The sequence below is a fragment of the Geotalea daltonii FRC-32 genome (assembly GCF_000022265.1).
Classification (GTDB): domain Bacteria; phylum Desulfobacterota; class Desulfuromonadia; order Geobacterales; family Geobacteraceae; genus Geotalea; species Geotalea daltonii.
Genome location: NC_011979.1, coordinates 783,719 through 800,517, shown reverse-complemented (window position 1 = coordinate 800,517; position 16,799 = coordinate 783,719). Strand labels below are relative to the sequence as shown.

Here is a 16,799-nt window from a genome sequence, read left to right as displayed (position 1 = left end):
TTACCCCCCCAGGGCCTCAGCCGGCTCGACCTTGAACGCCTTGCGTATGCCGACAAAGCTTGAAATGGTACAGATTACGAGAACTATGACGAAGAGAACCTGCAGGTCAAATGATTGCAGGACAACACGGCGCGGAAAATTATCATAGGTGAGGTTGATCAGCAGGTAGCCGATGCCATAGGCGATCAGACCCATCAAAAGTGACTGCTCGAGGATCATGCCGATGATGACCCGGTTTTGGGCGCCGATCAGCTTCAGGGTAGCTATAACCTTGATCTTGTCCATGGTCGAAGTATAGATGATAAGGGCAATGATGACCCCTGATATTACCAGCAGCATGACCCGGAAAAGCCCCAGTTGCATCCGCGCCTGCTCAATCATGCCCTTGGTGAGGATCTTTGTCTGTTCTTCCGCCGAAATGGGACGAAAGTGATTCCAACGGCTGATCCGCTCCTGCACCTCATGAAGGTTCGCCCCGGGAGTCAGTCGTGCCACCACCGCGTTTACAGTGTGGGTAGATTCGGCTATGTTGGTAACGTCCTGCAGGAGGGATCCTGCCTGAGCCGGAGGGAGTGACTGATTGCCGGCCAGACTTGCTCCGATCCGTGCCCGATTGTTTCTGATGGCATTGTTGTCTTTCTTGAACTGTATTTCCTGGGCGTCAGCCAGACTCACGTAAGCTGCCGGGTCACCGCCGGATGAAACGATCCTGTCCGTAATACCCACGACCGTGTAATCGTGGAGCCCCAGGTGAATTTTCTCGCCCACCTTCATCTTCATTCCTTTGGCCGCCACCATCTCATAATGCTTTTGCCGGATATCCCGGCCGGCGATGATATTCGGCGGCCCCCCCAAGCCACTGAGGTTATAGCCGATGAGAAAGAATCGGAACTGTTTCCCCTTTCTCTCGATCTGGATGGTTTGAAATGAAAGGGGAGATGCTTTTTCTACTCCAGGCACTGCCTGTATGCGATATTTGACGTCTTCGGGAATCCTCGAGCTTTCGGCAAAGGGGCCGTTCGTATGCGCCTGCACTACCCACAGGTCAGCTCCGGTGGCAGTCATTATCTCAAGGGCATCGGCTACCAGACCGCGGTAGATCCCCCCCATGCTCATTACTATCCCTAGGAGCAGTCCCAGTCCGATGGAGGTGAGAATGAACCTCCCCCGGTGATAACGTATATCCCTGATGGCCAGATTCATGGCGACTGCCTCACCCGCATGCCATCCTTGAACTTTGCCATGTTTGAGGGGTGTATTAAGGCAACCTGATCGGTTCCGTCAAGCCCGGCAAGAATTTCACTGGAATTTCGGCGATCTTCGATGCCAACAGTCACCGGTCTGAAGGCAAGCCTCCCCTCGACAATGACCCAGACTCCCCGCTTTTTTTCCTTGGTAACAATGGCGGCTGAGGGGAGTGAAGGAGCGTCTTTTTTCGTCCCGGTGACGATATAAACATCCGCCTGTTCACCCAACCGGAAGTCTTTTAAGGTGTCGGTAAAGGCCACGTCAACTTCCAGCTCTTCAGTCACCCGGTCGCTCTGATGCCCCAGTCGGGCCACCCGGCCGGGAACCGGTTCAGCCGCTGAAGAACGCAAGGTGATCATGGCTTTTTTGCCGATTGCCACTCCTTTGAGCTGCGACTCATCCACGTTTGCCTTGACCCAGACGACTCGGGGATCGGCCATGGTAAAGATCGACACACCTGGAGTGACCGTCGCCCCCTGTTCCAGATCACGGGTGATAATAATGCCGTCCTGGGGGGCATAAATAAGGGTGTCGCTCGCTTTGCTCCGGGCAAAGCCCAGATTGGCGCGACTTGCCCGCTGCTCCATATGCATGGCCTTCACCTCCGCCTGACTTCGGGCCACCTCTTCCCTGGCCACCCGGCAAGCAGTATCGTACTGCTCTGCCTCCAGTTTTGAGACAAGATTTTTTTCAGCCAGATTTTTGAAGCGGTTGGCATTTTTTTCAGCAAGAACCAGACTGGCTTTTGCCTTCTGCAGGTTCGCCTGTACGACATTTAAGCTGGCTGCTGATCGATTGAGCCCTGCCAAAGATTGCTGCTCCTGCTGCAGAAAATCGTCATTATCCAGTTTGGCCAGAAGCTGTCCCCGTTTCACCCGATCACCCTGATCGGCATAAAGCTCAACAATCCGGCCGGTGATCTTGCTCGAGACGCCAACCACCACCTTGGCCTCCACGGTGCCGTTGCCATATACTTCAGCCGTCAGGTCACGTTTTTCAACCCTGACCACCTTGACCCGCTTCGGTGCAAGAAGAGTGACTTTAAGCAGGATGACTACAGCTACCAGGGTCACGACCCAGATCAGGTACTTCTTCTGCTTCAATGTTTTGAACAGTTCCATACTCCACCCCTTTGAAAATGCTTCTCACTCTTTTCCCACAGCCCGGTCAAGACGGGCCAGGGCGATCTGGTAATCATATACCGCCTGGATGTGGGCCGTGTCCGCATCCAGTGCCTGAGCTTGAGCATCGGTTACCTCGACGATAGTGCCGACTCCTTCCTGGTAGCGGCCCATGGCCAGAGCCTGATTCTCCCCGGCCGCCGCCACTTCCTTTTTCGTCGAGACAATACGGTCGGTTGCCTCCCTGACCCCGAGCCAGGCGAATTTAACATCCTTTACTACTTGCAACTTCACGCTATTTTTCCGGGCTTCAACCCCCCGCAGTGCCGCCAAGGACTCCTTTTCCTGCTCCCTGGTGGAAAACCCGCTGAAGAGCGGCATTGTCAGGTTCAAACCAACTCCCCAGACATTGTCTCCAGGAGGAAAACTCCGGTCGGCGTAGCCGACACTGGCGGTACCTGACAGGATTGGGAGATACCCGCTTCTTGCCGTTTTGAGATTTGCCGCTGCCACCGATCCCAAGGAATCCAGTTGCTTCAGCTCTGACCTGCGGCTGATTGCCTCCTGCAGCACCTGGCTCTCATCGGGTAAAGGTGCTGAACCAATCGCCGGTGCCACAGGTTGGCGGTCGGCCAATGATGGAATGCCGATGGAGTTGGCCAGTTCGACCTTGGCAAGGTCCCTGTTGTTCTCCGCCCGGATCAGGGCGGTCTTGGCTGCATACAGATTTGCTTCTGCCCTGGACACCTCAACCTTTGCCCTGATTCCCTGAATGAAGAATTCCTGAGCCTGCTGAAAGACTGCCTCCCGCGCCCGGACTGTTTCCCCGGTGGCCAGAACCTGTTTCTCAGCGGCCAGCAGAAGATAGAATGCAATGCGCACCCTGAGAGCTACGTCTTGCCGCGCAATGGCCACAGTTTCAGCTGCAGCCTCACGAGCGCTCTGCGCTGCGTCAACTGATCCCTTTGTGCGACCGAAATCATATATGGTCTGCTTCAGGTACATGGCTTCCGTGTGTACCTCTGTTGATATCGCTCTTTCAAGAGGACCAAAAAAGGAGCGCCCCTTGCTCCAATCGGCAACGACACTGATCTGGGGATAGTAGTTAGCCAGAGCCTGACCTGTCCTGGCCTCGGAGCCATTCACGTTTTCTCTTGCCTCGATCAGCTGGGGGTGTTTTTTTAGAGCCATCACCAATGCTTCATCAAGGGACAGAGGTGAAGCAGCAAAGAGCGGCGAAGGGGAAACCGCTAACAACAAAAGGAAAAGCAACCGGATCGATTTTCTTATCTGGACGTCATTGTTCTCTGCTCGGGAATCACTCATCGGGCAATTCCTCCTTGATAATTTTTGCTGCTGGTTCTTCACCTTCATTTCATTTCCCGACATAATCTCTATAATCGATTTATATAGTAAATGCAATGTAAAGTGATTATCTGCTCACATATATGCGAAAAAAAATCAGCCGACCAGAGAAATGAAATTTTGCCAGAGCTTTTCCGCCTCTGCTTGAATATCAAAGGATGCATTGCTCATATTCCATCGCATGGCGGTGAACTGGATCATGCCGAGGAGGGTCAGGGCGGTTTGCCGGGGAGCAAGCCCCTGCCTCAGCTCGCCTTCGGCAACCCCTGCAGCAATGACGCCGGTTATGGTTTCAATGTAGCTATTGATGCGCACTGCCAGCATGTCCGCCAGATTGCGGTTTCCAAGATGAATATCGTCGGAAAAAACGAAACGTGGTATCCCCGGATGGTCTGCTAGAAGAGCAATATGGGAGAAGAAGATGATTTCCAGTTTTTCCAGCGGCTTTCGGCTTCCTCCGGCAATGGTAGCTGCCTTGCCCATGACCGCACTGCCGATGAATTCCCCAAGCGCAGAGAAAATCTCATCCTTGCCGGCAAAATGACGATAAATGTTGGCCTCACTCATGCCAGCTGCATCGGCAATGGCGGAGATGGTAAGTGCACGTACCCCCTTACGGCCGATCACCTCAAGGGCAGCCTGAACGATCTCTTCCTTGCGGACGCGAGTACTTTTTTTTTGTAACATCAACCACCTCATGCGAATATTAATTCGCATATTAATCGGTGATAGATAACCGGTCAAGATGAAATTGCAAAAAGGGCCACCATTGTGGTCCATGTCACAATAAGCATTTATCTCCGGTCATGACACTGCCGCTCTAACCGCTCAAGCATCTCTATCAATCGGAGATGGGGGCGCAGTCCCCGCAGAAAATGCGAAAATGACCGATGCAATGAACCTTTAGAAAATTGCGCTCGCACAAAAACATAGCAAACAAATAGATTGTATGCTATCAATTAATAATGCATACCTTACACTCAAAAGCCATTGACCGTAGCAACCTGCTCTTCCATCTCTCCCGCCTGACAAGACGCTGGCGAAAGACATTGGACATGGAAATACAGGCCGTGGGACTGACCGATGCCACCTGGAGGCCTCTTCTACATCTTCGGCTCCTTGGAGATGGGACCCGTCAAAAGGATCTGGCGGCTTCCATCGGCATCGAGGGACCTTCCATTGTCAGACTCCTGGATACTCTAATTGCCAAAGGCCTGATTCAGAGGGTGGAAGACGCGACCGACCGCCGCGCCAAGTTGTTGAGTCTGACTGCTGAGGGAAAGTCATTGGTTGCCCGGATACAAAAAACTGTTACCACCCTTGAAAACAAGCTGCTCACGGAATTCACCGAAAGCGATGTTTCACAGATGGCGAGATTGATTCTGCGCCTGGAAGACAACCTGGGAAACTTGCACCGGCAACTGAATAATGGAAAACAATGAAAAATCATTCTCAAGGCAGGAACCGGAAAATAAACATCGCACTACGTGGCACGGCAGCAGCTCTTGCCGCCCTTGCCATCGCCGAAATCCTCAAACTCGAATGTCCGTACTGGGCGGCAATGACGGCAATCATCGTCATCCAGCCTACACAGGGGCTTTTGCTGGAGAAAGGCTACTACCGATTGGTCGGCACAGCCATCGGCTCGGTGGCAGGACTGTTGCTCATGCTGAACGCCGGTTCACCGCTTCTTGTGACCATCGCTCTTGCTTGTTGGCTGGCAGTTTGCGTCGGCATCGGCAATCTGCTTTCCGGTCTTCGTTCCTATGCCTGCCTGCTGGCAGGCTGTACCTGTGCCATCATTGCCGTGCGGACCTTGCAGAACCCGCACCATCTGCAGGACCTGGCCTTCGGCAGGATTGCCGGTACCATCGTCGGCATCATCGTCGCCACGACAACGACCTTGCTCTTTACCCCCCGGCAATCCAGGGGAGAATATCTGAACCGACTGCAGACGGCTGCGGGGGAAACCGTGGCATGGCTGGCCCAACTCCTGCGCCAGGGGGATGGAGAAAGGCTGGTCAGGCAGGAGCAGGAAATCCTGTTGGAAATTGCCGAGATCGAAGGCATGCTGGACATGGTTGGAGCGGGTTCACTGCGTTTCAAGAAGAAAAAGCGGCAGATCAGAAGCCTCATAGCCTCTCTTCTGTCTTTGCTGGCTGCCGGCAGACTGGCAGGAGAGCGGTTCTACAGGCATGATGGCGCTGAATTCCAAGATGTATCCTGGCGAGAGACACTCGCCCTCCATCTGGAGCATGTTTCCGGAAAAATAAAAGAAAGCGGAGTAGCCGAATTGCAGACGGTTTCAGCCGAGGCAACTGTTCATCTGCCCTTTCTTGGCGAGTCCCTTGGTGAGTTAGTGAAATCCCTGAAGGCCGCTTTGTCCACCGAGACCAATGCCCCGGAAACGGAACCAGTGCACAGGCTTATCGGCCACCGTGACTGGCAAGAAGCCCGACGAGCCGCGTTGCGTGCTGCAGCAGCCATACTTGCCGTCGCCCTGATCTGGCAGGTAAGCGGATGGGAACAATCATTACCGATGCTGATGGTGACATCCATCATGGTCAGCCTCTTTTCAACCAGAGAGCATCCTTCCGCCACCCTGACCCAGGTCTTGATCGGCGCATCCACAGGAGCTGCATTGGGTCTTTTCTGCCGGTTGGTATTGCTGCAGGGTTTGAACGATCCGCTGATCGAAGGCCTTGTAATTGCGCCATTGATCCTGATCGGCGTTTTTCTCATGCAGTACAGAAAAACGGTTGCCGCTGCCACCGACGCCACCCTTATCTTCATGTTCGTTGAGCAGCCGGGGGTGGTAGTCACGGCTCCGGCCCCGATCCAGTTGGAGGGCGCCATGGCTACCGTCATCGGCATCGGCATCGCCTGGGCCTCCTTCCGCTACCTGTTGCCCATCGATCCGACTATACGCTTTCGCTCCATATTGACCGCCATTGTCGGCGACCTGGAAATCATGGCCGCAAGTACTTCCGCCACGGTTTTGGAACGACTGCGGGCAAGGCTGCAACATCGTGTCATCCGCCTGGTAGTCTTAGCCAAAAAATCAGATGCCGACCATCTTGCCGTGGTCGAAGGCGCACTGTCAACCCTTGCCATCGGCAAATGCCTTCTGCACCTGCATGAGGCACATAAGCATGAGGATATCCCACCAGCTACCGCACAGATCATTCGCCAAACGCTGCAGACATTAGCCCATTCGTTGCAACAGCCCGACGATGTGATCCCGGTCTTGCAGGAGACTTCAAGGGTACTCCACGCACTTGGTCCGAAGGATGAGAGTTATGAATCTCCTGCAAGGCTTGCCGCCGAGACCATGGGCGACGCAGCAGCTTTATTCCGCGGGAATGTCGTCTTGGGGAAAGGCCGGACAAGCCAGTGCCCTGGCTGATGCCGAAAAGTTGGATGACACTCAGCCCAGGCTGCTGAAGCCGCTCTTTTGCGGCTTTATACAAACCCCTTATTTATAATTGACAATTGGTTAGATTTTTTATTTCCATGCCTCCTCAGAGACATCAAGGCTCCAATAGCAAATTTTGATTGACATTGATTTTCAATTTCCGTAAATTCACCTTATATTTTTCTTTGGAGGAGAAAGTGGGGCAATCACAGCTTTTAAGCGATCATGTTTTCCATACTGGGGCCAATGCCGGCAAAGATGTTCCGGCAAAAGAACCGAGCTCTCGCCGGACGGTCTGGAGAGATATAGCCACGCGTTTTATTGAGCCCAGGGAATGCCTTGCTTCTTTTCTGGCCCTTGAATCGGCAGAGGTAGTCGCCGGCATCAAGCCGGCAAACCTCTTTCCCATTCCGAACCGCACGTACGCATGCGGCAGAAATCCGTACCAGCTTTGGAAAAAGTGGGGGAAAACTGTCGTGGCGACCACCCCCCTGGAGGCCTACGAGCTGACAGACCGGGGAGATTCTGTGCTGCTTCTCCTTTATCGCCCCGATGCGCTCGCCAATCTCCTCGAAAAACCCGCTGTTCGTGCCATCCTGGCCCGTGCAGGTTATGCGTCTGGGGTGGCTCTCCCACAGGTTCTCGATCGATTTGCCAGGTGTCTTGCTGCCGGCGCGTTTCCCCATGAGATCGGTATTTTCCTCGGATATCCCCTGAAGGATGTGGTCGGATTCATGGGATTGGCGCGAATTCCCTTCACCTGCCAAGGCCCGTGGAAGATCTACGGCGAGCCCCAGGCCAGCCTTTGCCTTGCCGAAACCTTCCGCTGTTGCCGCAGCCGGATGGCTGCTGATTTGTCCAAAGGCGCATCACCGTCCGTATGCCTGACCGGCAGTTCTTCTTCCAACAGGCTGCCTTTCTCTTCATTGACTGAAAATAATATTCAAGATCACCGGCAGCTTCGCAGCCTTCGCATTGTATAACCTTTGCCAGGCATCGCTCAGACGTAACGCGGCAGCCAAGAGTTAAAAATAATAATCAGTGGGGGTAGTCCCGGTATGATCAGAAAATTGGCGGTAATTGGTGGTCTTGTCGTTGGCTTGAGCGGTTCAGCATTCGCGGCACACCCGTTGATTACTGATGACACTGGAACCCAGGGGAAGGGTAAATTTCAACTGGAAATGAACGGCGAAGTAAGCCGGGACAAGGAAGGGTTCGACGGAGTGGAGACCAGGGAGACCGGCGCAGAACTGGCAGCGGCATTTTCTGCCGGCATCTTCGATAACGTGGATCTGGTCATCGGCGCTCCATGGGTCTGGAGCCGGGTCAAGGAAGACGGCATCTTGACCGGTGACGAGAACGGCGCGGGCGACGTCTCGCTGGAGCTCAAATGGCGTTTTCTGAACTACAAGGGCTTCAGCATGGCGGTAAAGCCTGGGTTGACAATTCCCTCCGGCAACGAGAACCGTGGGCTGGGCAATGGCAAAGTCTCTTACGGGGTAACCATGATCGCCTCTCAGGAACTTGAGCCGTTCACCTTCCACGTAAACGCCGCCTATACCAGAACCGAGTTCAAGCTTGATGCAGACAAGGAGAGCAACCGCAACAACATCTGGCATGCCTCGGCAGCAGCATCCTGTGAAGTTGTCAAGGACCTGCAGCTGGTGGCCAATATTGGGGTGGAAACAAACGGTAATCGTGGCTCCCACGCCTGGCCAGCCTTCCTGCTCGGAGGAGTGATCTATTCGGTGACTGAGGATCTGGATCTGGATCTGGGTATCAAAGGAGGCCTGAATGGCCCCGAAGCTGATGTTGCATACCTGGCAGGAATTGCTTACAGGTTTTAAGGAGATAACTGATGGTACCACTGGCCCTGTTGAGCATAGGTGAAAAAGGGGAAATTGTGGCGGTACGTTTGCCACCTGCGGAAGGGACAGCTTACAGGAGCGAATGCCGGGTGGAAGACATGGGATTCCGGCAAAATGATGGAGATGCTCACCAACGGCGGCGGGCCCACGGCGAAGATATCGAGTCCTTGATGGCCGATGCCCGCTACGGCCGCCCTGTGTAGTGGTAACCGTCGCCATGCGCCAGGAATTCGGCTCCTGGAAGTGGTTCGGGGTAGCGTTTCTCTATCAGTCACTGCTCGCCTGTAGCGGGGCTGTTGGCCCCTCCAGCCCCGCTTCACCATCAAAACAGAGAAACGAGGCGAAGAGGTCTTGCAAACAAGCGCATCAATTTCAGATTTCCACTTGTTTCACTTTTTTCACCCGTTTGGCCGCCACCCGCACCTTGGCAACGGGGATAACTTCGGGAATCGGCACGAATGAAGCCGGATCGGCCGGTAAAAGGTTAGTGTAATGGGAGGAGGCAATTTTCCTGGTAACTCCGTCACTGAATAGAATCGTCGCACTGACGGGACCAACCTCTACCACCTTTCCGGTACCCCACGCCTGGGCTACTGTGTGACTTACAACCTTACCGCATTTGATCGTCATTGTTTTACACCTCTTTTAAAGGGCCTGGCTCATGGCTTGACTGTATGGATCTTGTATCCAACATATCCAAGCCTGATGCTCAACCCGTAATAGCCGTTCTGAACTGAAACGAGCTACTGCGCCCTTTTCTCATTCCAGATCCGGTTCTCCTTGTCGTCGGGATGCAACTTGTTTAGTTCATCCGGGTCCACATGCCAAAAGGACTTGTCGATAGCGCCTTCTACATAATCCTGTTTCTGGTCGTGGGCAAAGGGACACCACCAGTTTTCCACTATTTTCACCAGGTATACGGCATACCTGAAGAGTGCAACGCTCAACGGACAGTAGAGCTTACAGTTAAATATCCAGAAAAACCTGTAGTGGGCAAAATGAAGCTGGGAAACATTGATGGTGGGTTGCTCCGAATTTCCATACCGATGAGAAATCCAGGCAGGTACAAAATCCCAGTAGGATTTGATGTCCATGCCGCCGACGTATCTCAAGTGGGTCTTAATCAAAAAAACACCGGCAACCACGAAAGGCACGGTTGTAATAATCGGCAGATATATGAGCGGAACACCGAGGCATACCTTCCAGAAGGGTTGCCTCGAATAGTTGCAGCCGATTCTAACTCTATCCATTTTTGCCCTGTTTTCTTTTCATGCGGTTAAGAGTGGCGACTCAACAGAGGAATCACTCGGGAAATGCTACCAATGCTAAATTGCTCCAGAGATTGGATTGAGACTATAGATGGAAAACAGAGGGGGCACTGATGAATGAGTGTCGTGTTTTGAGGAAGTCCCAAATTTAATTTTACGCTATTTCAAGTTTAAAGATAGGAATATTTTGATATTACAGCTATCAGCCGGGTGAGTTTGGAGAAACTGCCCTGCCCCGCGGGGCTCTGTGGCAATTTATTTTTCAAACCATCTTCCGATCCAGGCTGCGATATTGGATTGCTTCCGAGATATGATTTTCCCTGATCCCGTCGCTCCCCTCCAGATCGGCGATGGTGCGGGCGACCTTGAGAATGCGGGTATAGGTCCGCGCGGAGAGGCCGAGACGGTCAGTGACCATCTCCAGCATACGCTGACCGGCTGCGTCCGGTTCGCAGAATTTCTTGATAAAGCGTGGCGTCATCTGCGCGTTGCAGTGAACTTTGCTTCCCTTGAAACGCTCCAGCTGCAGGTTTCTCGACTGCTCTACCCTGCCTGCTATGGCTGCAGAGCCTTCGCCCTCGCTGCGGTCAGCCAGATCTCGGTATTTGACGGCTGGCACCTCGATGTGGATGTCAATGCGGTCCAGGAGGGGCCCTGAGATGCGGGAGCGGTAACGGTGGATCATTACCGGGGTGCATGAACACTGGTGGAGGGGATCCCCCAGGTATCCACAGGGACAGGGATTCATGGCAGTGACGAGCATGATCCGGGACGGATAGGTAAGTGAGGTCAGGGCGCGGGAAATGGTGACCCGACCGTCCTCAAGGGGCTGGCGCAGCACTTCCAGCACATGCTTTTTAAACTCGGGCAGTTCGTCGAGGAACAGCACACCATTGTGGGAGAGGCTCACTTCACCAGGTTTTGGCGTATTCCCGCCGCCAATCAGACCGATATCGGAGATGGTATGGTGTGGGCTGCGGAAGGGACGGCCGGAAACCAGCGCCCGGTCACGATCTAGTAGCCCCATGACACTGTAGATTTTCGAAGTTTCTATCGCCTCGTTGAAGGACATGGTGGGGAGAATGGAAGGAATCCGCCGGGCCAGCATGGTCTTGCCCGACCCGGGAGGACCGATCATCAATATATTATGGCTAATATAACCTACTGAATATTTGTCTCGTTGTAGTTGGGGTTTTATTGGCCATAATATTAGTATATTGTGGCCAATATACCCCTTGACATTAATTCGCTTTTTAGCTGAAAATAACGCTAAGTTATCCAATGTATGTAAAGGCTTATAATGACCCAAGACTATAACACTCCACGCTGCTATTCATACATTCGTTTTTCCACACTTGAGCAACTTAAAGGGTACAGCCTTGCGCGTCAAATGGAAAAATCGCGGCTGTACGCTCAAGAAAAAGGTTTGGTATTAGATGAATCACTGACGTTAAAAGATTTGGGGCTTTCAGCATTTTCCGGAAAACACCGGACTCGTGGAGCATTGGGTGAGTTCTTGGAACTTGCCAAAAGAGGTAAAATACCTAAAAACTCTATATTACTAGTTGAATCACTGGATCGTTTAAGCCGTCAGAAAATCATGACTGCATTTGACCAGTTAAGAGAAATAACAAGTTATGGCATTATAGTTGTAACCTTGATTGATCGCAGTGAGTATCGCCATGAAACATGGAATGACAATATTTCCCAAGTTTTTACAAGTCTTGGAATAATGGCGCGTTCTTATGACGAAAGTTTGACTAAATCTATCAGACATATTGACAATTGGAAAGCTAAACGGGAAAACATCGCTGAAAAAAAACTTACTGCTCGCGCCCCTGCGTGGCTAAAACTCGATGAAAGCAAGATCAAATTTAATGGAATAGAATACAGGGTTGCAATTGTCAGGCGTATTTTTAATATGGCACTTCAAGGAATCGGTGCGGCTTCAATTGCTAAAAAATTGAACACGGAAAAAATTCCTGCTTGGAAAGGCGATAACGGTTGGTTTCCAAGTTACGTCAAGAAGATCTTACACAATAAGGCCGTATTAGGGGAATTTGAGCCACATATAATGGTAACAGATGAGGAAGCAGGGGAAAAGGTACGAAAACCAACCGGCGAGGTATTCAGCGATTACTATCCGCGTATCATTGCAGACGAAGTGTTTTATAGAGTTCAAGAGCGCTGCAAGAGTAACAAAGACTTTGGCGGTAAAAACGGTAAGTTGAGTAATTTGTTTGGTGGACTTGCTAAATGCGGATACTGCGGGAAACCTATGCAGTTTGTCAACAAAGGGAATCAAACAAAAGCAGGAATGTATTTGGTATGTGACAACGCCAGAAGAAAAATGGGATGTGAGTATCATAGTTTCCGATACCCAGAATTTGAAGATGCATTCTTGAGCTTCTGTTCTGGCCTTAATATCGCTGACCTGTTGACTGACGATGCAATACAAAAGGAATCCAAGATTGCGGGTTTACAAGGACGTTTGGCCGTTATAAATGATGAATTTAAACAACTTGAACGCAGAATAAATGTCTTGTATGAAACACTCAGTCAAGCTGAGAACCAAGCTGTACGAGATAGAACCATGGCTGAAATTAACAAATTAGTTACAAGGCAAACCGCCATTCCTGCTGAACGATCAATTATAAATCAGGAAATAAACCAACTGTCACACAAGCAAACAACAATCGAACAATCAATACAGGGGTTGAAGGAGCTTTATCAGTTTATAGGTTCTGTTCCAGCAGAGCAGGCAATTGATGTCAGAATGAAATTACGTGGCGAGATTAGGCAGCTTGTTGAGCGGATAGATGTTTATCCGGTAGGATATATGCCATCGAACAGCACGATTAATACCGCATACGAAATGGAGGTAGATTTTGCCGCCCAAAAAGCTGGCGGTTTAAGTATTGAAGCTGCCGATCAATCTGCTACAAGGCTTACTGATTATTTCAACAACTTGAAGGATCGGAACAATAGATTTTTCATTATACGTTTTAAAAATGGCAATTATCGCATGATCACGCCTTCGCCGAACGAGGCCGCCAAATACAAGCTTTGGGTTGATAAGCAGGGTGACGAGAATTTTTTTGCATTTGTTGGCAAATCAGATATCGGTGACTTTCAGCCCTAGCATACGCAGTTAAAGGCAGTTACACGGTTCAAAAGGGATGATCCTGCGACAAGATCCAGAATTTGGTTGAGGAAACAGCCATACAACGAGGAAATACTAATGGGCTGGCGGCATACTGCCGCCAGCCCACCATTTTGAAACAGTACATATAATTCAGTAGGTTATTGATTTACGGCGTCAAACTGGAACATTCCCATTGCAATATTGTGCATCGCATCCGGTTTATCATCAGCGATTTCGATTGAATCCGACCCACCTTTCATCAAAACCTTCTTCAAGCTGCCATTCTCGGCAATCGTGAACTCAACTTTATCGTAGTTCTTAGATTTGAAGCTAAACACGTATGCCCCACCCGATTTGCTGGTCTTGATCTTTGATTTTGCCAGCGGAGCCCAATAATTATCCATCACATCCTTGAGCGACCCGTTTGACTTGTAAAGAACTTTCCCGTCATTGGACTGGATCGTAACGTATTCCTGCATCATTTTGTCCGGCGGTGCAGCAGAACAACCGGTGATGAGCAAGGCAGTGATCGACATAGCAATGAACAGGATTTTCAGTAGGTTGGATGAACAACGGCCGCTCTCGACATTCTGCTGCATTGTAGATACCTCCGATGGGGTGATGTGTCCGGTATAACCGGATGTACTCAAATAACTAATTGAATGTTTGACAAAGACGGAAATGACTAATTTGCTGTTAGATGACTATAACAAATAATTAGTAATGTCAATTATATGCTAATACTAGGTTAGTTCTTTTTGGCTCTGATAAGTCCGATCATCACCGGAACTGGGGGAGCCATGAAAACGACAAAGGAATTGCTTGGAGCGCGGATAAAAGAACTCCGCAAGCTCAGGAAGGTGACTCAAGAGAAGCTTGCGGAGAAGATCGGTGTAGATCCGAAATATGTGAGTTTTATTGAGGTTGGCAGGAGTTCGCCGTCACTGGAAGCACTGGAAAATATATCGCAGGCTCTGGACGTGGAAATAAAGGATTTATTCGAGTTTTCGCATCACGAGGCGCGACCAGCCAGCATTGACCAGATTGACAGCGTGCTGGAAACCGTGACCGACGATCAGTTGAAAATTCTTCATCGAATCGTGAAAGCTTTCGTCAAATAAGTGAAGCCAGCATGCCATGCATCGTCTTTGCATCTTCAAAACCGAGATAAAATCATTTGGTATCAAGATCGACTCACAGCAGCATATTCAGCATTGTAGTAATGGACTGACCAGTTGTCCCTGCAAATCGGTGCTGAACTGTCCAGCGGTCGAGCTTTCTGATCAGTTCTTCCGGTAGGTAAAGGCAGATGCGGTACTGTCGTCGGCCAGTCTTTTTTGAAACGTAGATAGATTTAATCATCTCATGCCTCTCATATCCCATTTTTTCCAATTGGCCTGAAGTAGTTGTAATCAATAGGTTTCTCAAATATCTTTGTCACGTACTTTATGAGGCCGTCTTGATCATGTGCGCGTCTAATATCGCAGCATTTCGGGTTAAAGGCTTTCTTATCGGTAACACAATTGCTTTTTACTGCCCGGACTTTATTTATCATGGTCCAGAAGTGGTCAGCAAAAGATGCCTTTGACTCCAGATCAAGTTTACTGTCATCTTTAATGATAATGTGACTGTGTAAAGGATTATTCGCTGATGTCTTATGCTTTTCAAAAAAGCAGAAGCCTTGAAGAAATTCAGCATTATTGTTTCTGCCACAGATTTTATTATTCAGAAGGTAAATCAGGTAATTAATCTGTTGAGTGCATGTTTCAATAGTTTGGAGTCTCTGAAATGTCAGAGTTATGAAGTACGCAAAGGGACCGTTGAGTTTAATAAAGTCGGCATATATGGTTCTATGCGATGGGTTGTGTTGTAATATCATATAGTTACCTTCGTATTGAATTAGATAATATTCTGCCATCAAGGCAAACAACGGGCTTAAATTCAGCTCTGGAAATCCCATAGGCATTGCTGATGGAACTGTGGTTCGTTACTATTTATAAAATTGATTCCAAAAGCAGCTCAAAATTGTTCGAGGCCATCAAAAACCCATTTTGAGCTGCCATGAGTTACTGGCACGACATTATATCCATAGCTCGTCCATCACCGCAGGGTCTCCACCATCATTGTAATTGAATTCTCTAATAAAATCCGAGATGATAGCTTCTGCTGCTCCCTTAAAATCCTTTCCCCTCAACATGTCATTCATCCGCCAAATATGTTTTGGCTTGCAATCATACGAATATGCATAATTACTGGCCCCAGCAAGCAGCTTGAAAAGCATGTCTATTTTGTAGTGATAGAACTCAGCAAAATACCGTTGGTCTGAATCCTTATTAAATGCTGGTAGGTTGGCAACAGACAAGGATTCAATTTCACGCCAGTAATATGTGCTTACATACTCGTATGTACGTCCATGAGATCCCTTAGCCTCTTTCCAGACGCTGATTATGTTTTCGTCAGTGACAAACAGATATTCGTTGATTTCAGCGGAATAGTACAAGTCGTTGTCACCAGCATCCCAACGTTCCTTCAAACCTATAAGTGTCTGTGCTTCTGCGGTTTTCCTTACTTCTACTCGTGTTGGTGTCGTGGATATTTCACTTTTGTTTGTTGCCATTGTCTTTCTCCTTTTAATTTGCTGATAATTTGTTTGTGCGTTTCTAACTCGCATTTCATCTGACCGGCAGGACGGTATGAACCGTCCTGCCGGTCAAGCTCAATTGCCGACGGTAAGCCCTGACATTAGAAAGGCGTCAAAAAGGTTATTCGGCTCGTAACGGTATGTCCTTTTCCTTTTTACAAGGACAAACGAAACAAGCTGTTCCTGAATTGCTGCTGGCCACGGGTCCACTGAGCCGAGCAATTCAGGTGGCAGCGGGTAAGATGCGATTCTGCTTTTAGTGCGTTTTTTCATTGGGTATGTCTCCTTCAGCGATGGAATATTATTGTTATGAGCCTTCTTTTTACTTGTTCGGAGCGGTGCAGTCCGCGCAAGGCGCGGCTGTAGCTTGCATACTTCCAGAATAAACTTGGCAAGTTGCTCCTGTGCAGCTTGCGGCCAGAGGTCCGCCGTCCCAATTATTTCAGGTGGTAATGGGTTGATAGTGCCTGATTGCAAATGTTGAGTTATCATTTTTCTTCTCCTTTTAGTGGGTTACAGCGTTGCACTGCATGTGTGTGACGGCGCCGTCAGCATTAAAATTATGGGGTTATATTGGCCACAACAAGACACTGTTGTTTGGCCCTCCAATTTCAGGGGGCAGCACAATACACTAAAAATAATCCATGTCAACAAAAAAACACCAATTGAGCCAAAATTATTAACCAAGAAAACCAACAGTTTCAATGGTTGGCATGCTCCAATAAAAC

At 49.9% G+C, this 16,799-nt stretch carries 17 protein-coding genes; 7 read left to right on the top strand and 10 right to left on the bottom strand.

Going from position 1 to position 16,799, the window contains the following annotated elements; translation table 11 throughout:
* The 4 genes from GEOB_RS03635 to GEOB_RS03620 all read right to left on the bottom strand — a co-directional run bounded on the left by GEOB_RS03635 (window position 1) and on the right by GEOB_RS03620 (window position 4,421).
* Window positions 1-1,203, bottom strand: coding sequence for an ABC transporter permease (locus tag GEOB_RS03635; protein WP_012645824.1), 1,203 nt, complete (start codon window positions 1,201-1,203; stop codon window positions 1-3).
* Entirely contained in the window at window positions 1,200-2,369 is a 1,170-nt protein-coding gene (locus GEOB_RS03630; RefSeq protein ID WP_012645823.1) for an efflux RND transporter periplasmic adaptor subunit, read from the bottom strand. Before GEOB_RS03630 ends, GEOB_RS03635 begins: the two co-directional genes overlap by 4 nt.
* A 24-nt stretch (window positions 2,370-2,393) precedes the next feature.
* Complete coding sequence (locus tag GEOB_RS03625) at window positions 2,394-3,695, bottom strand: TolC family protein (RefSeq protein WP_012645822.1); 1,302 nt, start codon at window positions 3,693-3,695, stop codon at window positions 2,394-2,396.
* Between the two features lie 135 nt (window positions 3,696-3,830).
* Window positions 3,831-4,421 carry a TetR/AcrR family transcriptional regulator gene (locus GEOB_RS03620; RefSeq protein WP_012645821.1) on the bottom strand — a complete coding sequence of 197 codons (591 nt, stop codon included), beginning with the start codon at window positions 4,419-4,421 and terminating at the stop codon, window positions 3,831-3,833.
* A 278-nt stretch (window positions 4,422-4,699) separates the two neighbouring features.
* On the opposite strand from GEOB_RS03620, the gene GEOB_RS03615 reads away from it, so the two are divergent.
* The 5 genes from GEOB_RS03615 to GEOB_RS03595 all read left to right on the top strand — a co-directional run bounded on the left by GEOB_RS03615 (window position 4,700) and on the right by GEOB_RS03595 (window position 9,220).
* Complete coding sequence (locus tag GEOB_RS03615) at window positions 4,700-5,176, top strand: MarR family winged helix-turn-helix transcriptional regulator (RefSeq protein WP_012645820.1); 477 nt, start codon at window positions 4,700-4,702, stop codon at window positions 5,174-5,176.
* Entirely contained in the window at window positions 5,173-7,140 is a 1,968-nt protein-coding gene (locus GEOB_RS03610; RefSeq protein WP_012645819.1) for an FUSC family protein, read from the top strand. The genes GEOB_RS03615 and GEOB_RS03610 overlap by 4 nt, the downstream gene beginning before the upstream one ends.
* A 206-nt stretch (window positions 7,141-7,346) precedes the next feature.
* Window positions 7,347-8,132, top strand: a complete 786-nt coding sequence (locus GEOB_RS03605; protein ID WP_012645818.1) for a DUF3793 family protein — start codon at window positions 7,347-7,349, stop codon at window positions 8,130-8,132.
* A gap of 75 nt (window positions 8,133-8,207) precedes the next feature.
* On the top strand, window positions 8,208-8,996 hold the full coding sequence (locus tag GEOB_RS03600) for a transporter (RefSeq protein ID WP_012645817.1): 789 nt from the start codon (window positions 8,208-8,210) through the stop codon (window positions 8,994-8,996).
* Between the two features lie 11 nt (window positions 8,997-9,007).
* Window positions 9,008-9,220 (top strand): hypothetical protein, encoded by a 213-nt coding sequence (locus GEOB_RS03595; RefSeq protein WP_041267051.1) that lies wholly within the window; start codon window positions 9,008-9,010, stop codon window positions 9,218-9,220.
* A 169-nt stretch (window positions 9,221-9,389) separates the two neighbouring features.
* Here the strand turns inward: GEOB_RS03595 and GEOB_RS03590 are convergent, their stop codons facing one another.
* From GEOB_RS03590 to GEOB_RS03580, 3 genes are all read right to left on the bottom strand, one after another.
* Window positions 9,390-9,647, bottom strand: coding sequence for a hypothetical protein (locus tag GEOB_RS03590; protein ID WP_012645816.1), 258 nt, complete (start codon window positions 9,645-9,647; stop codon window positions 9,390-9,392).
* A gap of 113 nt (window positions 9,648-9,760) precedes the next feature.
* Window positions 9,761-10,267, bottom strand: a complete 507-nt coding sequence (locus GEOB_RS03585) for a hypothetical protein (protein WP_012645815.1) — start codon at window positions 10,265-10,267, stop codon at window positions 9,761-9,763.
* A 280-nt stretch (window positions 10,268-10,547) separates the two neighbouring features.
* The gene (locus GEOB_RS03580; RefSeq protein WP_268741659.1) at window positions 10,548-11,426 is read right to left on the bottom strand and encodes a YifB family Mg chelatase-like AAA ATPase; all 879 of its coding nucleotides are present in this window, start codon (window positions 11,424-11,426) and stop codon (window positions 10,548-10,550) included.
* 159 nt (window positions 11,427-11,585) lie between these two features.
* On the opposite strand from GEOB_RS03580, the gene GEOB_RS19210 reads away from it, so the two are divergent.
* Window positions 11,586-13,427 (top strand): recombinase family protein, encoded by a 1,842-nt coding sequence (locus GEOB_RS19210; RefSeq protein WP_012645813.1) that lies wholly within the window; start codon window positions 11,586-11,588, stop codon window positions 13,425-13,427.
* 161 nt (window positions 13,428-13,588) lie between these two features.
* Here the strand turns inward: GEOB_RS19210 and GEOB_RS03570 are convergent, their stop codons facing one another.
* Window positions 13,589-14,029, bottom strand: coding sequence for a hypothetical protein (locus GEOB_RS03570; RefSeq protein WP_012645812.1), 441 nt, complete (start codon window positions 14,027-14,029; stop codon window positions 13,589-13,591).
* Between the two features lie 201 nt (window positions 14,030-14,230).
* Here GEOB_RS03570 and GEOB_RS03565 point away from each other — a divergent pair, with 201 nt between their 5' ends.
* Window positions 14,231-14,551 (top strand): helix-turn-helix domain-containing protein, encoded by a 321-nt coding sequence (locus tag GEOB_RS03565; protein WP_012645811.1) that lies wholly within the window; start codon window positions 14,231-14,233, stop codon window positions 14,549-14,551.
* Window positions 14,552-15,510: 959 nt separating this feature from the next.
* Here the strand turns inward: GEOB_RS03565 and GEOB_RS03555 are convergent.
* Together GEOB_RS03555 and GEOB_RS03550 are read right to left on the bottom strand one after the other, a co-directional pair.
* Window positions 15,511-16,047 carry a hypothetical protein gene (locus GEOB_RS03555; RefSeq protein ID WP_012645809.1) on the bottom strand — a complete coding sequence of 179 codons (537 nt, stop codon included), beginning with the start codon at window positions 16,045-16,047 and terminating at the stop codon, window positions 15,511-15,513.
* Between the two features lie 99 nt (window positions 16,048-16,146).
* Window positions 16,147-16,563, bottom strand: a complete 417-nt coding sequence (locus GEOB_RS03550; protein ID WP_012645808.1) for a hypothetical protein — start codon at window positions 16,561-16,563, stop codon at window positions 16,147-16,149.
* Window positions 16,564-16,799 lie beyond the last annotated feature (236 nt).